This window comes from Cecembia rubra (assembly GCF_003014575.1).
Classification (GTDB): Bacteria; Bacteroidota; Bacteroidia; order Cytophagales; family Cyclobacteriaceae; genus Cecembia_A; species Cecembia_A rubra.
Genome location: NZ_PYGF01000001.1, coordinates 365,421 through 381,212, shown reverse-complemented (window position 1 = coordinate 381,212; position 15,792 = coordinate 365,421). Strand labels below are relative to the sequence as shown.

Here is a 15,792-nt window from a genome sequence, read left to right as displayed (position 1 = left end):
AATGTAAGGTTTTGGCCGGGATTGAATGAGTTATTGAGCAATTATCAGACTTTTTTGGGAGGCAAATCGAATGCTATTGCCTCATGTTCAAAATTACCTCTATGAGATCCATCGCAAAAAGGTTTGTTTTTAGATTGCCCGCAGCGGCAGAGTCCAAGAGTAGTCCTTCCCTGTAAGCCATAAACATTACCTTGATTATCCACTATTTCAAAATCCCCTTCAATCTTGAGTGAACCATTGGGATTAACAGTGATTTTTGTGTTCGCCATATTTTTTTCGGTTTGAATAATTTTGAAAGCAACGAACATACGTAAAAAAGAGATGAAATCTAAATAGTTTGAAACTTGAACATCTACTATTACTGACCTAAAATAATGAATATGTATATCCGCAATTAGATCAGTAACCAATTTAAATTGGGTCTTGAATCAACCTGAAATTAATAGATATTGGATCCACCTCGGCGGACAAGTTATACATTGATATTGGTTTGAAATCGTAGGTTTATTCTATTGTGATGATTCTACTGGCAAGAAAGCGGACAATCATGATAATTAAAATCAGTTCGGAACTCTTTCTAAAGGAAATGGATATTTGGATGTTTGGCCTAATTTAAATTTTCAAAAAATTGAGTTATAAATTCAGCATTTCAAAAGCCCTTTGTTGAAAACACAGTAAAATGGTTTCAAACCTCCCAAATTCTTCTTTCTATTCGTTCCTTATCTAAACCTACAAACCATAACTCCAGATTGAGCTCTAAAACCAGCAAGATATTCACTCAAGGGTTTTTCGGAAATTTCCACCTTCATCGATCCCGAGCTAGCATGCATCAGATGTACCCTGCCGTTTTTTTCTACAGCAAAACCCACATGCACCATATCCAGGTCATTTCTGGCAGCAGTGATGGCGATAAGGTCTCCAGGTTTGATCTTGTTCTCCAGCTTTTGAATTTCTTCCTTTGGAATGTAATAATAATCTCTTACTCCAATTTCCTTTTCAGTCTCTCTGATAAGAGACAAGTATTCTGCGTTACTCAATTGGGGATAATATTGCGGATTGGAAGACATGAAGGAAGGTTTATTGGCATAAGGTTTACCCCCAATTTCAGCCGTAATGTCATCCAAAATCCCTTTCTTTTGGTTTTCATAAATCCACTCGGAAAAATAATGCAAACGGGAAGGATAACCTGTATTGCTTCCATCCCTATACCTTAGAAACTCCAATTCTTTCTCGTAATCCTCAAAATTAAGATTGCCATATTTCACCAATCTACTTAAAGTAACTACAGTTTCCAGATAAGTTGTACAGTCAAGCCCCTGAAAGTCTATAACAAGTTTTTCCTCCCCTGGAATTTCCAATGTCTTTTCCACATATGGAGTACCAAGAAACCACTTGCCTATTTCCAGATTAAGGGCATTGATAGACTTTTCTGAATGATCCTTTTGGGACAATTCCTTCAGAATTTGATTCAAACGCAGGCTACTTTCTAATGAGCATACTGTCTGAGAACTAACCAGAAATGGAGTAAATAGTAAAAAAAGGATAAGAATTCGCATAGATGCCCGGGATTTTATTTTGGAATTGGGAATCAATATGCTCTATTTTTTAAAACCATCAAACCTTAGTCCCAATTCTTTGATCTGTATCGTATAATTGATAGAACTATCAGGAATATATATTTGCATCTTATAATTTCCATTTAGGTTTTTGAAAGGCATGGGATAATGGGTAGGTTCAACAATCTCCAAATCCTCAGCGACAATATCCGATTCAACCAATGTACCTTTTTGAAATCTTGACATTTCCTTAATGGACTCATTTCCTTTATTTCTAAAAGTAGCATCATTCAAATTCATTTGGCTTTGAATTTGTAAAACCAATAATTTATCAATATCTGCTTCTATAGTTCCGGATTGTGCATTGGCACTATTTACGGCCATGTAAAATCCCACAAATACAACTAGAAATTGAAACTTTTTCATCTTTTTTGGACCATTTCATTTTTATTCAAATTCAAAATCCTCTTCCCCTTCTTCAACCAATGTATCCATTGCCCCTTCAGCCCAAGCCACAATCAATTCGCGTTGGGCATCTGTAAGTTTCGCTGATTTATGCATCCAAACATAAATTTCCATCGGCATTTTACCATTTTCCACTGCTTCAGCAATATCATCCAATTTCCCCAATTGTTTCATTAGGTCCATTTCTGCCCAATAAGAAAAATTAAGTTCCTCCCTCCCCTCTCGGACATCCTTGGCAACCAACCAAGAGGTTGGGGCCACTTTGGAATACCAAGGATATACAGTTTCATTGCTATGACAATCGTAACAGGAAGTCTTTAATAAACCAGCCACATCTTCACTTACAAGTCCTGATTGAATTAGGTCACCCGTATTGTAAATCTGAACTTCTGGCAATTCATTGGGAACGAGTTGAATTCCTAATAAAACCAAAGCCAAAAAGCCCAGGATATACGTTAATCTTTTCATTATTTGGGGGATTTCTTTTTACCAGCACTCCAATCCAATAAAGTTTCAAGTTCCTCTTTGGACAATTTACCCTCTGGCTTGTTCTCAAGGAATTTGGCCGGAGGCATATCGCCCTTAATTAATGCTTCATTGATTTTGGCCATTGTTGCTAATTGTTTGGCTTTTCTTGATGCCTCAAAATCATCCCAATCCAATTTTTCCTTTCCCTTTTCATTTTTAGAATCTGCATTGTGACATCCATAACATTTTTGGTCAATTACTGCTTTGACATGTGATGGGATCTGATCTTCCAAAACATCTGGCTTAACATCTATAGATATATTGTCTTTCACTTTGGCATGCAAAAAGAAGAAAGCAACAAGTGCCAATACAGGAAGAAGAAGTAGTTTTTTCATGGTGCTATTGATTTTGGTTAAAGATGAAATTTCAACAATTTATTGGGAATTCGCAACTAGTAATACATGATTTGATCATTGCATTTTAATATTTTGGAATTATTAATTGAGACCAAATAAAGTCTTTGATACCTTAATTCCATTAATCATATAAAGTTTGATGCAGCCTTTTCATTACTTCAGCAGGGAATTTGATGACTTTCCGGTCATAGGTCATCAGTCCATTGACTTCGACTTCCACATCGGTAGTCTGCGTGTAAACCGCAGCTGCAAGCCCTTTGGGGATCAGCAATTTGAGATCCCCGATCAATCTCTGATATCTCGTCCATAACTCCTCTTCATTTTTGAAGCTCTGGTATCCCCAATTGTCCTTTTCCTGCCAGGTATGTCCCTCTATAGGTAAGCCCAATCCCCCAAATTCACCTAAAGTGAGAATATTGATTTTTCCAAATAATTCAGGAGACGGCATGACCGGGTCAGGGTAATTATGGACATCAAAAATATCTCCTACCAATTTATTTCCCTCCAGTTCAAAATTGCCTCCAGAAGCAGAGTTTACCAAGCGGCTGGGATCATAACTCTTAGTCCATTCAGTGATTTCTTTGGTTTTGAACTGACCCCAGGCCTCATTAAATGGGACCCAAACTACAATGGATGGGAAATGGTAAAATGCATCAATAATTGCCTTCCATTCTTTCCTGAAAATAGCCTCTGATTCCACACTTCTATCTTTATCCATTCCTTTTCTGTAGATTCCAGGTTTGGGTTCCCATACATTCCCCATGTCCCCACTGGGCATATCTTGCCATACCAAGATTCCGACTCTGTCACAATGATAATACCATCTGGCAGGTTCAACTTTAACATGTTTCCTGATCATATTGAAGCCTAATTCTTTGGTCTTTTCAATATCGAACAATAATGCCTCATCTGTAGGAGCAGTGTACAGTCCATCCGGCCACCAGCCTTGGTCCAATGGACCATACTGAAAAAGTGTTTCCCCATTTAATGCCATGCGCTGCATGCCGTTTTCATCATAACTGATAGCTATTTTTCTCAATGCACCATAGGACCTGACTTCATCCACTTTCCTATTCCCTTTCATTAACCTGACTTGAATATCATACAAATGAGGATTATCGGGAGACCATGATTTGGGCTCATTAATTTTCAATTTAATGGACTGACCAAGATTAGCCTCAGCTTTTCCAACCAATTTTCCCTTGTCCGTTGCACTGACTGTCATTTTATATTCTCCTTGACCAAGATGCACATCAGGAAGGATTTCAAAAGTACCATTGTCCCAATCTGGACTGATTTTCAAGCCTGCAATATAATTTTCAGGTACATATTCCAACCATACGGTCTGCCATATACCAGTCACTGGAGTATACCATATCCCTCTGGGCCTATTGACCTGTTTGCCTCTGGGCTGAGGGCCTTGGTCCGTTGGATCCCAGACCCTTACCATCAAATCCTGGCTTTGACCGGGATTCAAATAAGTAGTGATATCAAAAGAAAAAGGATCATACCCCCCCTGGTGTTTTCCTACGGACTTTCCATTGATAAATACCTCTGCCTCCCAGTCTACTGCACCAAAGTGCAATAGCACCCTTCCTTTCCTTTGTGCCTTGGGAATCTGAAGTTCCCTTTTATACCATAATTCCTGTTCAGAACCAACAGGCTTCAATACACCGGACAGGTATGATTCCACCGGATAAGGCACAGTAATTTTTCCCTGAAACCTATTTGGAGCGGGACTACCTTTTTCCAAAATGGCATAATCCCAAGACCCATTCAAATTACTCCAGGATTCCCTAATCATTTGGGGTCTTGGATATTCCGGAAGTGGCTTGGCAGGATCTACTTTTTCTGACCAAGGGCTTAATATTGGATCAGTGTTTAATTCTTGTGCCTCGGCTATTGAGCCTAGCGAAAGCATCAATAAAATTCCAAAGAGGATTTTTTTCATAAGAATTCGGTTATAACTAGGTTTAGAATTTTTTTAATCTTCGAAAGTTATGAGCAATTTAATGGCAAAGGCCTGATCTCCACTATGGCTTATTGCCCTGATTTTGTTTCCTGTTGGACCCATGGTTTCCGGACCTGCAAATTTATTTCCGATGGGGCTGATCTGATGTAAGAAACTGATATCTCCTAAAGGCATTTCTGGTCGGACACCATTGGTAGCAAAGGGAGAATTTTCTGGGTTATAAAGCTTAAAATACATACCCGGACTTTCAGAGACGAATTGAATTTTCCCTTCTTCTGTAATTAACTGCATGGCATAAATGTTGGCATGGTAGCCTTTGAATTCTGGATAAACAAGATTATCATAGCTATAACCCGTAATGGTATTGTTGTAGGCCTTCTCCCAAAGCCCGAACTCTACACCTTTTTGCCTGTTTCTCCATACCCTATAAGGACCATTTCCAATCCATTTTACCCCAATTACCTTTTCTTCAGGGTAACCAAAAGAAAATCCCAAATAGTCAAGTAGCTGACCATTTAGCAAAGGCCCATCAGCTTCAAAATACAAGGCCCCATCAGGCTTAACTTTCCATAAACTATTCTTTGGAAAGGAGCTGTACTGATTTCTAATGATGATATTTCCCTCATTATCCATTTCCCATTTTACCTTTTCTACATGTGAAGCTACTCCCACAGGAATAGGACCATCTTTAAAGGAAAGATCCTTTCCGTTTTTCACTACCCTCTTCAATTGACCATCAATCAAATCAAATTCAAATTCCATTTTACCGGCCTTTATATGCAATCGATCATTCTTCTCATTTACCACAGTCATATCAGCCTTTGGAATACCTGTAGATTTAAAACGCGCTGCAAATGCTGTGGCATCAGGAATTGCCCTGCTCCAACTATACAGTTCATTTCCATTACGGTCATATGCAGTAAGTTTTATAAAGTCCGCCTGCATATTTTGGGTTGATATGGGTAATTTTACCATTTTCTTTTCTCCGGGAAGAATGTCAGGTAAGCTAATTTTTCCTTCATCCAGCTTATCCATACTATCGAAATCCCTGATTTGGTGAAAGCTCCATTCAAGTTGGCAATTTTTCAAAGAGGAATAGATATATTGATTTTCTATCCAAATGTTCCCATCAAAATGCCTATTGATCACCAATGGGCTAATCTGAATAGGGGACCATATATTTTTGATGGTATAAAAACTTCCTTCTTTTTCTTTGTATGGCCCTAAAATACCATCAGGTGCATGGTTTCCATCTGCATCAAGCTGTCCATCCCTATCAGTCCGTACCACTGCCTCATCAGCAAATACCCATAAAAAACCACCTGAAGAAACAGGATTTCTCATAAAGTCTCTCCAATAATCCTCTAAACCTGCACCATGGCCCCCATCATATAGCCCATGCATGAATTCAGTTGGAAAAAATGGTGTTTGACCATGGGTCAATCTTTGAACACCTGCATTGTAGTGAAAATAATGATGGGTATCTACTCCATTTCTGATCAGCCAAGGGTAAATAACAGGGCGTTTTTGGATATCATAATGATGAAACCATTTTTCATTTTGAAAATCCCAGCCACCCTCATTCCCATGGTCCCAGATGATCACAGAAGGGTGATTAGCATCTTTCCAAACAGTTGCCTTGATCACTTTGGGACCAATGAGAGTATCATAGCCCTGTTGCCAACCAGCCACTTCATTCAATACAAAAAGCCCTAAGGAGTCGCACAAATCCAAAAACCTTTCATCTGGAGGATAGTGGGACATCCGCACTGCATTCATATTCATTTCCTTCATCAAAAGGATATCCTCTAGATGGTTCACGTCTGATAAAGCCCTTCCAGAATTTGGGTAAAAAGAATGCCTGTTTACCCCTTTAAATATTACCCTTTTGCCATTAACATAGATACCGTCCTGCTCTCGCAGTTCAACCGTTCGGAAACCAATTCTTTCTGATTTTTCAAAAAGGGCCTGTTTATTGTCTTTCAACCTGAATACAGCCTCATACAATTTGGGTGATTCTGGATTCCAGGATTGGATGCCTACAAACTCACCCTGAATGTTTATTTCTTTTTCTTTAACAGGAACTTGTAAAGTACCAAGGGTCTTCTTGCTTTCCAATTCAAATAGCTCAACCTCCAGAACACCACCATTCAGGTAATCATTGAGCAATACTATTGCTTCAAATTTGCCATCAGCATGTGGATTGACTGCAATTCGCTCAAAATGAATCTTTGGCAAGACTTCAAGATAAACCGGTCGGTAAATACCTCCGAATATCCAATAATCAGCCTCCCGTTCTGCCCTATTTACAGAAGCATTGGCCGAGTGTTTGGCCACTACTACCTCTAACCTGTTTTTTTGACCAAAATTGAGGAGCTTACTAATTTCAAAACTAAACCTATAAAATCCACCTTGAAATAACTCACCTGCACTTTTTCCATTCACCCTCACTTCTGTATCTGTCATGGCACCTTCAAAAACCAACTTAACCATTTGCCCCTTCCAAGAGTCCGGAACATCGAATTCATATTTGTAGAAGCCTCTTTCTTTACCTAAAACCCTATCTTTATTATTATGGTCATGGCCATAATTATAGGTTCCAAAACCGTGCAATTCCCAGTTGGAAGGAACAGGAATCTTTGCCCATTCTCCTGCTCTCCTTCCTCCATCTACCATAAAATCCCAGTCTACCGCAGTAGATACATCCTTTCCCGATAGGTAAATTCTTTGATACAAATTTGAATTTTGGGCATAACCAATTGAGGTGTTAAAAAGGAAAAAATAAATAATTAAGCATGACAATAACTTATTCATTTCAGGGCTGCCTTCACACATCATAGTAAAGTGAAATTAACTGGTGATCAAAGGATTGATTATTTTTATCAAGATAATTCCTATTTAAGGATTTTGGAACTGAAAATGGGTAAAATCCGAAATCGATTTCGTAAGTATAGCCATTTCTCACTTGAAAATTTGGGCGAAATAAAGAATTTCAACACATCTGTAAATTAAAAACACTTAAAACCCAAAAAATGAAACCACAAAATTTCGTCTATTTCATCTTTAGCCTACTCACCTTATCCTTCTCATGTCAGTCACAAACGAAAGAGAAGCAAGAGGATGCTTGGATCAATTTATTCAATGGAGAGAATCTCGATGGCTGGAAAGTTGTAGGGGGAGCTGCTGAATTTGAAGTAAAAGAGGGAGAAATCATTGGATATGCCAAAGCCAATACTCCAAACACTTTCTTGGTCACCGAACAGGATTACACGGATTTTATCCTGGAACTTGAATTGAAAATTGAAAACTTGAGCAGCAATTCAGGTGTAATGGCAAGGGGTCAGATTGATCCCAATGCACGAGATGGACAAGGTTTGGTTTATGGTTACCAAATTGAAGCTGACCCTACACCTCGTGCCTGGTCCGGAGGACTATATGATGAAGCAAGGAGAGGTTGGTTGTATCCATTGGACTTAAATCCTGCTGCCAAATCTGCTTTCAAAATGGGAGAATGGAACCATTACCGCATTGAAGCTATAGGTAATGAAATCAAAACATGGATCAATGGACAAGAAGTGACCTATGTAGTTGATGATATGGACAGCAAGGGTCTCATTGGCCTGCAGGTGCACAGTATATATAATGCTGAAGATGAGGGCAATAAGACCTACTTCAGGAATGTTCGCATTCAAACTGAGAATCTTGTACCTCAACCATTTACAGGAGATGTATTTGTTGTAAATACAACTTTGAATCAACTCACTGATTTTGAGAAGTCTCAAGGGTGGAGACTGCTGTTCAACGGCGTAAATACCGATGGGTGGAAAGCGGCTTACAAGGAAGAATTTCCATCAGAAGGCTGGAAAGTAAAGGATGGTATACTTACCATTCAGGCATCTGACGGAAGTGAGTCCATGAGTTATGGGGATATTGTAACAGAAGAGAAATTCAGAGCATTTGATCTGGCCTTTGATTTTAAATTTTCAGAAGGGGCCAATTCCGGTGTCAAATATTTTGTTACCTTGAGTGAAGGAAATACAGGTTCTGCTATAGGTCTCGAATATCAGATTCTGGATGACAACCAACATCCCGATGCCAAAATGGGCAGAGAAGGAAACCGTACCCTTTCATCACTTTATGATCTGATAAAAGCCAACAAAACACCTCGCTTTGTCAAAGGACCTGGTGAATGGAACAAAGGCCGTGTGGTAGTCTATCCGGACAATAGAGTAGAGCATTACCTCAATGGCGTAAAGGTGGTGGAGTTTGTTAGAGGTTCCGATGAGTACAGGGCATTGGTAGCCGAGAGTAAATACAAAATTTGGGAAAAATTTGGGGAGGCACCTGAAGGACATATCCTACTCCAAGATCATGGGGATGAGGTACAGTTCAAAAACATCAAAATCAAAACATTACAATAAAACCCAAAACATATGGACAAAGATTTGAATAAGCGCAGGGAATTTTTAAAAAAGTCTACTTTAGCCACAGTAGGAATGTCTTCCCTTGGCGCATTAGGTTTCTCTGCCAAAAGTTATGGAAATATCATTGGTGCCAATGAACGCATGAATGTGGCTATAGCGGGATTGGGAAGGAGATTAGGGGCTTTTTATGCACCTATCGCAAGGAAGGAAAGTAATGTAAGATTGCATACGCTCTGCGATGTAATGGAATCCCAGAGGATCAAAGGGGCAGCCAGTTTTGCTATGCATATTGATTACAAGCCCAAATTGGAAAACAGTATTCTGAAAGTCATCGAAAACAAAGAAATCGATGTACTGATCAATGCTACTCCTGACCATTGGCATGCACCGGGGACTTGGTTGGCTGTGGCAGCAGGAAAGCACGTCTATGTGGAAAAACCCTGTAGTCACAATCCAAGAGAAGGGGAATTACTAGTTGATTTTAAAAATAAATACAAGAAGGTAATTCAAATGGGCAATCAGCAGAGATCTTCTTACCATACCATAGAAATTATCAAAGAAATTCATGGTGGAGTGATCGGGAAGCCTTACAGAGCAGTAGCCTTTTATATTAATAACCGCGGCAGGGTGCCCAATCAAGTGGAACAGGCCCCTCCTGCAGGTCTAGACTGGGAATTGTTCCAAGGACCCGCACCAAGGCGAAAATATACACATGATACCTGGGACTATAACTGGCACTGGTATGGATGGGATTATGGCACGGCCGAAACCGGTAACAATGCCACACATGAACTTGATGTGGCAAGATGGGCCCTGCAAGTGGAATTCCCTAGCCATGTAAGTGTGGATGCTGGAAAATACCATTTTCAGGATGATGGCTGGACCATGTATGATACCATGTATGCAACATATAAATTTGAAGGAGATAAAACCATTGTATGGGATGGGCAGAGCCGCAATGGATACCTGACTTATGGTGCTGACAGGGGCACAGTAATCTATGGTACAGAAGGTTCTGTATTTGTCAACCGGTCGTTATACAGACTCTATGATAAAAGCGGCAAATTAATCCGGGAAGTCAAATCCCGTGGTGAAGAAGGCAGCACTAATTTAGGTGGTGGTGGAGATAATACCACAGATCACGTGGTAAATTTCTTTGAAGCTATAAGAGGCAAGGAAAAACAGAATTCAACCATTGAAGAAGGAGCAGTTTCTACCTTACTCTGTCATTTGGCCAATATTTCCTATAGGATCGGTGAAAATTTCGACTGCAACCCTGCTAATGGACATATCTACAACAGGAAAGGTATGGAGCTTTGGTCCAGAGTATATGAAAAAGGCTGGGAACCAAAACTATAAAAAGAAGGAGGTTTTGGTAAAGATTGCAAATATTCAATTAAAATTTGTCGAAATACAGTCAACATATCTCACAATAAATCAATAAATTAGCACTTTCAATTATTGACTTTAGTAAATAATTCCTCAAACCTATTAAATGGAAAAAGCTGTCATTATGGACAGCTTTTTTTAGTTTCAATAAACAGCCTTTTTGGTCAATCAATTGATTGGTGTTCAGCAAAGTTAAAATATAAATACCCGTCAAATACCCATCCCTTAACCCTCAAGAGCAAGAAGAAGACCTAACATGGATTACTGAAGGAATAGTAATTACTTTGTCTTCAATGGAAATCTGTTTGGATTTGTTAAGGTTATTCATTAGCAATTTGGCACATTCCCGACCGATTTCATAAGCAGGTTGGGAAATAGTGGAGAGAGGCGGGTTCATTAGATCTGCTATTTTCAAATTGGAAAAAGTTATCAATTTGATATCCTCAGGGATCCGAAGTTTGGTCTGTTTAATAGCATGATAAGCAGAAATGGCCAATTTTTCTACTGAAGACAAAATTCCATCAGGCCGGTCCATAGGATAAAGGAAAGATTTGATTAACTCCAAATTTTTCTTTTCTTCCTGATAACATTGAATAACCCAATTCTCCAAAAATGGAAGATTTGAGGCCTTTATGGCATCTAAATATCCCCTTAGCCTCTCTTTGCCGATAGTGATTTCCTTGGAGAGGAGTAAAAAATAAATTTTCCTGCAGCCACTTTGTATCAAGTGCATGGTAGCATCAAATCCACTTTGGTAATCATTGGTAATGAATTTCGTAGTAGGTATATTTTGAGCTATTCTATCGAAGAAAATAATAGGAATACCTTGCCGGAGGACCTGCTCCAAATGCTCCGTGCTACTGGTCTGACTTGAAACAGACATCACAATAGCATCGACCCTGCCTCCAAGTAGATAAGATATGATTTTCTTCTCTTGTTCAACGTCTTCATGGGAATTATAAACCAAAAGATGGTAACCGTACTGTTGTGTAATCTCCTCAATCCCATCAATGACCTGTGCAAAAAAATTGTTGATCCGCTCCGGAATAATGACTCCAATGGTTTTGCTTCTATGAGCCCTGAGGCTCCTTGCGTAAGGATTAGGCTGATAATTCAACTCCTTGGCCAATGCCATCACCTTCTCTTTGGTAGCCTTACTGATTTCATAGCTATCATTCAAAGCCCTTGAGACAGTGGATGGTGCCATGTTCAGTTTTTCCGCTAAATACTTGATATTGATCTTGGTCATTTTCTGCGGTCCGAAAAGGTTTTATTCTTTAACTCTTTCAAACATTCGGAAATATAAGAAATTTAAATTTCAGTAACCGAAGGTGGTCAGATTTGAAAGTATAAATCACGGAAACGATTCCACAATTAAATATGAAGGATGGGTTCAAAAACTCCATTTTAATCCTTAAAATTAAGCTTGATTAGCCTGTTAACCTATTTCAGTTATGTCAGCAACCAACAATAAACCCTTTTTGGATGAAGATTTTCTATTGGAAAATGAATTTGCAAAAACCCTTTATCATGAATATGCCAAATCTTTACCAATCATAGATTACCATAACCACCTTCCGCCTGATCAAATTGCCACAAATAAAGTATTTGAAAATACAACCCAGATTTGGTTAGCTGGAGACCATTACAAATGGAGGGCGATGCGAACTTTAGGAGTTAATGAGGTCTATATAACAGGAAATGGTAGTGACGAGGAAAAATTCCAAAAATGGGGGGAATCAGTTCCCTTTACAGTTAGAAATCCATTGTACCATTGGACACACTTAGAACTGAAACGGTATTTTGGCATTAATGATCTTCTTAATGGAAATAATGCTAAAGAAATATATGAGATCACCTCTGCAAAGACCAACAGTCCCGATTTCAGTTCCCGCGCATTGCTGGAAAAAATGAAGGTGGAAGTGGTATGTACTACAGATGATCCTACAGACAGTTTGGAACATCACCAAGCTTATAACACAAATCCTGGAAACTTTGGCTTGTTTCCTGCATTCAGACCGGACAAATCTTTTGCAGTGGAAAATCCGGCAAGTTATAGGCATTACCTCCAAAAACTGGAGGTTGTTTCAAAAATAAACATCAACTCTTATGATGATTTATTAGAAGCATTGAAACAACGTATTGATTATTTTCACCAAAATGGCTGCAGGTTATCTGATCATGGCCTAGAACAAATCTATTATTTCAGCAATGCACCATTTGATCTGCACATCCTGTTTAAAAAAGTACTTTCCGGATTGCTTTTGGACAAAGAGGAAGTTGCCTTTTTTAAGTTCAAAACCCTTTTGGAACTTTGCAAAATGTACCATGCCAAAGGTTGGACCCAGCAGTTCCACCTTGGAGCTATGCGTAACAATAACAGCAGGATGTTCAAAAAAATAGGTCCAGATACAGGATTCGATTCCATTGGAGATTATCCTCAGGCTTTGGGACTTTCTGCATTTCTGAATGAACTGGACAGTACTGACCAACTCAGCAAAACCGTACTTTATAACCTTAACCCAGGTGATAATGAGGTCTTTGCAACCATGTGCGGGAATTTCAATGATGGCAGCATAAGAGGAAAAGTTCAATTCGGATCAGGCTGGTGGTTTTTGGACCAGAAAGACGGCATGGAAGCTCAAATGAACATATTGTCCAATATGGGGCTGATTGCCACCTTCGTAGGCATGTTGACTGATTCCAGGAGCTTCCTTTCCTTTCCAAGGCATGAGTATTTTCGCAGAATACTTTGTAACTTGTTCGGCAAGGATATCCAAAAAGGCATGCTTCCCCAAGATGAAAAATGGATAGGTAAAATTATCCAGGATATCTGCTATCATAATGCCAAGGATTATTTTCAATTCCCCAATCAATCATGAAATTATTCTCCGTAAAAAATAAAAAAATAATTATTACAGGTGCCACCGGAGTTCTGGGAACTACAATATCACAACACCTTGCCAGAGAAGGAGCACAAATCATTATCATCGGGAGGACTGCATCCAAAATTGAACATCTTGTCGAAGAAATCAGAGAACTAGGTGGAAAAGCTGATGCATTCCTTGCAGATGTCACTTCTGAAAACCATTTAATCCAAGCAGCGGCTCAAATTCAAAAAAGGTACAAAAAAATAGATATTTTAATTAATCTGGCAGGTGGCAATATGCCGGAAGCTGTAGTAAGGCCAGATCAAACAATAGCTGATCTTTCAGCTGATGCCATGAAAAAAGTTATGGATCTGAATTACCAGGGCACCTTTCTTCCTACCAAACATTTCTTGCCCCTGATGCTGGCTAATGGTTCAGGAAATATCATTAACATTTCTTCCATGGCAGCCAGCAGGCCAATGACACGCGTGGCAGGTTATGCTTCGGCTAAAGCAGCCATTGACAACCTGACCAAATGGTTGGCCGTGGAACTCAACCACAAACATGGGCCGGATTTCAGAGTAAATGCAATTGCTCCCGGTTTTTTCCTAACAGAGCAAAACCGAAGCCTTCTGACCGAAATTGATGGAAAACTCACCCAGCGTGGCCAGCAAATCATACAACATACCCCAATGGGCAGGTTTGGCAATCCTGATGATCTCATGGGAACTTTGCAGTGGTTATGTTCTGACGCTTCCCGTTTTGTAACCGGCACAATCATTCCGGTAGATGGGGGGTTTTCAGCATATTCTGGAGTTTGAGAATGGAAAACAGCTCAACTTTGTACAAAGCACTATGAACATTGAACCTTGAACTAATTGTACAGAGAAACCATTACAACCAATTAATCAATAACTTATTACCTAATCCACTAATTAACTTAACACATTCCCATGATATACAAAATGGAGCAGACCATGCGCTGGTATGGTCCCAAGGACCCTGTTAGTTTGGCAGATATCCGACAAGCTGGTGCTACAGGAATTGTTTCTGCATTGCATCATATTCCCAATGGTGACGTTTGGTCCAGGGAAGAGATCAAATTAAGGAAAGACATCATCGAAGCTGCTGGTCTAAGCTGGTCTGTTGTAGAGTCTGTCCCTGTACATGAAAACATCAAAACCCGAACTGGAAAATACCAGGAATATATTGAAAATTATAAGCAGACTATTGCCAACCTGGCTGCCGAAGGAGTTCGCATCATTTGTTACAATTTCATGCCCATATTGGACTGGACACGCACTGAGTTGGCATGGAACTTACCGAATGGTGCCAAGGCATTGCGGTTTGAAAAAAAAGAAGTTATTGCCTTTGATCTTTTTATCCTTAAGAGACCTGGGGCTGAAAGGGCCTATTCCCAAAAAGAAATTCAAAGAGCCAAAGAATTCTTTGATAATGCTTCCCAAGAAGACCTCAAAAGGGTGCAGGACAACATCCTTAAAGGGCTTCCTGGCTCTGAAGAAGGCTATACCTTGGAAGAATTCCAAAAAGCCTTAGACACTTACAAAGGTATAGGTCACAAAGAGTTAGCCGATCACTTGAGGAAATTCTTGGATGAGATTTTACCTGTAGCTGAACAAAATAGAGTTAAAATGTGTATCCATCCCGATGACCCTCCATTCGATATTTTTGGACTACCTCGGGTAGTAAGCACAGCTGAGGATATGCAAAGGATGATTTCAGACAATGGCAGTCCCAATAATGGATTTACTTTTTGCACAGGTTCTTACGGCGTAAGGGAAGACAATGACCTACCTGCCATGGTAGAGAAATTTGGGGACTATATTCACTTTATTCACCTTAGAGCTACTACCAGAGATGCTGAAGGGAATTTTTTTGAGGACAATCACCTGGAAGGGGATGTACCCATGGAGGCAGTAATCCATGAAATTCTGAAAGTCCAAAAAAGAAGAGGAATTTCCATTCCCATGCGGCCTGACCATGGCCATCAAATGTTGGATGATATATCCAAACCTATTGTTAACCCAGGTTATACTGCAATAGGTAGATTAAAGGGACTGGCAGAAATTAGAGGTGTAGAGGCTGGTCTGATTTATGCGGGTGTGGTATAAATCATGCCTTTCTAAAAATCATTTTCCCCATATTTCCCTTTTCACCTGTAGCATGCTTATGAATTATGGAAATATGGGGTTTATTTTTTCAGGAATTAGC

At 39.5% G+C, this 15,792-nt stretch carries 13 protein-coding genes; 5 read left to right on the top strand and 8 right to left on the bottom strand.

Features of this window, described 5'->3' with window-relative positions:
* Positions 1-44 precede the first annotated feature (44 nt).
* The 7 genes from CLV48_RS01530 to CLV48_RS01500 form a co-directional block, all read right to left on the bottom strand.
* A complete protein-coding gene (locus tag CLV48_RS01530) occupies positions 45-269 on the bottom strand; it encodes a CDGSH iron-sulfur domain-containing protein (RefSeq protein WP_106566082.1) in 225 nt (74 codons plus the stop codon).
* A gap of 450 nt (positions 270-719) precedes the next feature.
* Positions 720-1,472: an N-acetylmuramoyl-L-alanine amidase-like domain-containing protein gene (locus tag CLV48_RS01525; protein WP_245889451.1), complete on the bottom strand. Its 753-nt coding sequence runs from the start codon at positions 1,470-1,472 to the stop codon at positions 720-722.
* A gap of 126 nt (positions 1,473-1,598) precedes the next feature.
* Positions 1,599-1,982, bottom strand: coding sequence for a hypothetical protein (locus CLV48_RS01520; RefSeq protein ID WP_106565473.1), 384 nt, complete (start codon positions 1,980-1,982; stop codon positions 1,599-1,601).
* A 21-nt stretch (positions 1,983-2,003) separates the two neighbouring features.
* On the bottom strand, positions 2,004-2,489 hold the full coding sequence (locus tag CLV48_RS01515) for a heme-binding domain-containing protein (RefSeq protein ID WP_106565472.1): 486 nt from the start codon (positions 2,487-2,489) through the stop codon (positions 2,004-2,006).
* Positions 2,489-2,884, bottom strand: a complete 396-nt coding sequence (locus CLV48_RS01510) for a heme-binding domain-containing protein (RefSeq protein WP_106565471.1) — start codon at positions 2,882-2,884, stop codon at positions 2,489-2,491. The genes CLV48_RS01515 and CLV48_RS01510 overlap by 1 nt, the downstream gene beginning before the upstream one ends.
* A 142-nt stretch (positions 2,885-3,026) precedes the next feature.
* Complete coding sequence (locus tag CLV48_RS01505; RefSeq protein WP_106565470.1) at positions 3,027-4,856, bottom strand: glycoside hydrolase family 2 protein; 1,830 nt, start codon at positions 4,854-4,856, stop codon at positions 3,027-3,029.
* A 33-nt stretch (positions 4,857-4,889) separates the two neighbouring features.
* Entirely contained in the window at positions 4,890-7,613 is a 2,724-nt protein-coding gene (locus CLV48_RS01500) for a glycoside hydrolase family 2 protein (protein WP_245889450.1), read from the bottom strand.
* A 296-nt stretch (positions 7,614-7,909) separates the two neighbouring features.
* Between CLV48_RS01500 and CLV48_RS01495 the strand changes: the two genes are divergently transcribed.
* Together CLV48_RS01495 and CLV48_RS01490 are read left to right on the top strand one after the other, a co-directional pair.
* Positions 7,910-9,298: a 3-keto-disaccharide hydrolase gene (locus CLV48_RS01495; protein WP_106565469.1), complete on the top strand. Its 1,389-nt coding sequence runs from the start codon at positions 7,910-7,912 to the stop codon at positions 9,296-9,298.
* Between the two features lie 12 nt (positions 9,299-9,310).
* Positions 9,311-10,660 (top strand): Gfo/Idh/MocA family protein, encoded by a 1,350-nt coding sequence (locus tag CLV48_RS01490; RefSeq protein WP_106565468.1) that lies wholly within the window; start codon positions 9,311-9,313, stop codon positions 10,658-10,660.
* A 262-nt stretch (positions 10,661-10,922) separates the two neighbouring features.
* On the opposite strand, the gene CLV48_RS01485 is transcribed toward CLV48_RS01490, so the two are convergent.
* Complete coding sequence (locus CLV48_RS01485; RefSeq protein WP_106565467.1) at positions 10,923-11,939, bottom strand: LacI family DNA-binding transcriptional regulator; 1,017 nt, start codon at positions 11,937-11,939, stop codon at positions 10,923-10,925.
* A 205-nt stretch (positions 11,940-12,144) separates the two neighbouring features.
* On the opposite strand from CLV48_RS01485, the gene uxaC reads away from it, so the two are divergent.
* The 3 genes from uxaC to uxuA all read left to right on the top strand — a co-directional run bounded on the left by uxaC (position 12,145) and on the right by uxuA (position 15,692).
* Entirely contained in the window at positions 12,145-13,572 is a 1,428-nt protein-coding gene (gene uxaC / locus CLV48_RS01480; protein WP_106565466.1) for a glucuronate isomerase, read from the top strand.
* Positions 13,569-14,381 (top strand): SDR family oxidoreductase, encoded by an 813-nt coding sequence (locus CLV48_RS01475; protein WP_106565465.1) that lies wholly within the window; start codon positions 13,569-13,571, stop codon positions 14,379-14,381. Before uxaC ends, CLV48_RS01475 begins: the two co-directional genes overlap by 4 nt.
* Before the next feature lie 132 nt (positions 14,382-14,513).
* Positions 14,514-15,692, top strand: a complete 1,179-nt coding sequence (gene uxuA / locus CLV48_RS01470) for a mannonate dehydratase (RefSeq protein WP_106565464.1) — start codon at positions 14,514-14,516, stop codon at positions 15,690-15,692.
* Positions 15,693-15,792: the final 100 nt, after the last annotated feature.

Coding starts and splice junctions, on each gene's coding strand:
- CLV48_RS01530 (WP_106566082.1), bottom strand. CDS start 269: ATGGCGAACACAAAAATCACTGTTAATCCCAATGGTTCACTCAAGATT.
- CLV48_RS01520 (WP_106565473.1), bottom strand. CDS start 1,982: ATGAAAAAGTTTCAATTTCTAGTTGTATTTGTGGGATTTTACATGGCC.
- CLV48_RS01515 (WP_106565472.1), bottom strand. CDS start 2,489: ATGAAAAGATTAACGTATATCCTGGGCTTTTTGGCTTTGGTTTTATTA.
- CLV48_RS01510 (WP_106565471.1), bottom strand. CDS start 2,884: ATGAAAAAACTACTTCTTCTTCCTGTATTGGCACTTGTTGCTTTCTTC.
- CLV48_RS01505 (WP_106565470.1), bottom strand. CDS start 4,856: ATGAAAAAAATCCTCTTTGGAATTTTATTGATGCTTTCGCTAGGCTCA.
- CLV48_RS01495 (WP_106565469.1), top strand. CDS start 7,910: ATGAAACCACAAAATTTCGTCTATTTCATCTTTAGCCTACTCACCTTA.
- CLV48_RS01490 (WP_106565468.1), top strand. CDS start 9,311: ATGGACAAAGATTTGAATAAGCGCAGGGAATTTTTAAAAAAGTCTACT.
- CLV48_RS01485 (WP_106565467.1), bottom strand. CDS start 11,939: ATGACCAAGATCAATATCAAGTATTTAGCGGAAAAACTGAACATGGCA.
- uxaC (WP_106565466.1), top strand. CDS start 12,145: ATGTCAGCAACCAACAATAAACCCTTTTTGGATGAAGATTTTCTATTG.
- CLV48_RS01475 (WP_106565465.1), top strand. CDS start 13,569: ATGAAATTATTCTCCGTAAAAAATAAAAAAATAATTATTACAGGTGCC.
- uxuA (WP_106565464.1), top strand. CDS start 14,514: ATGATATACAAAATGGAGCAGACCATGCGCTGGTATGGTCCCAAGGAC.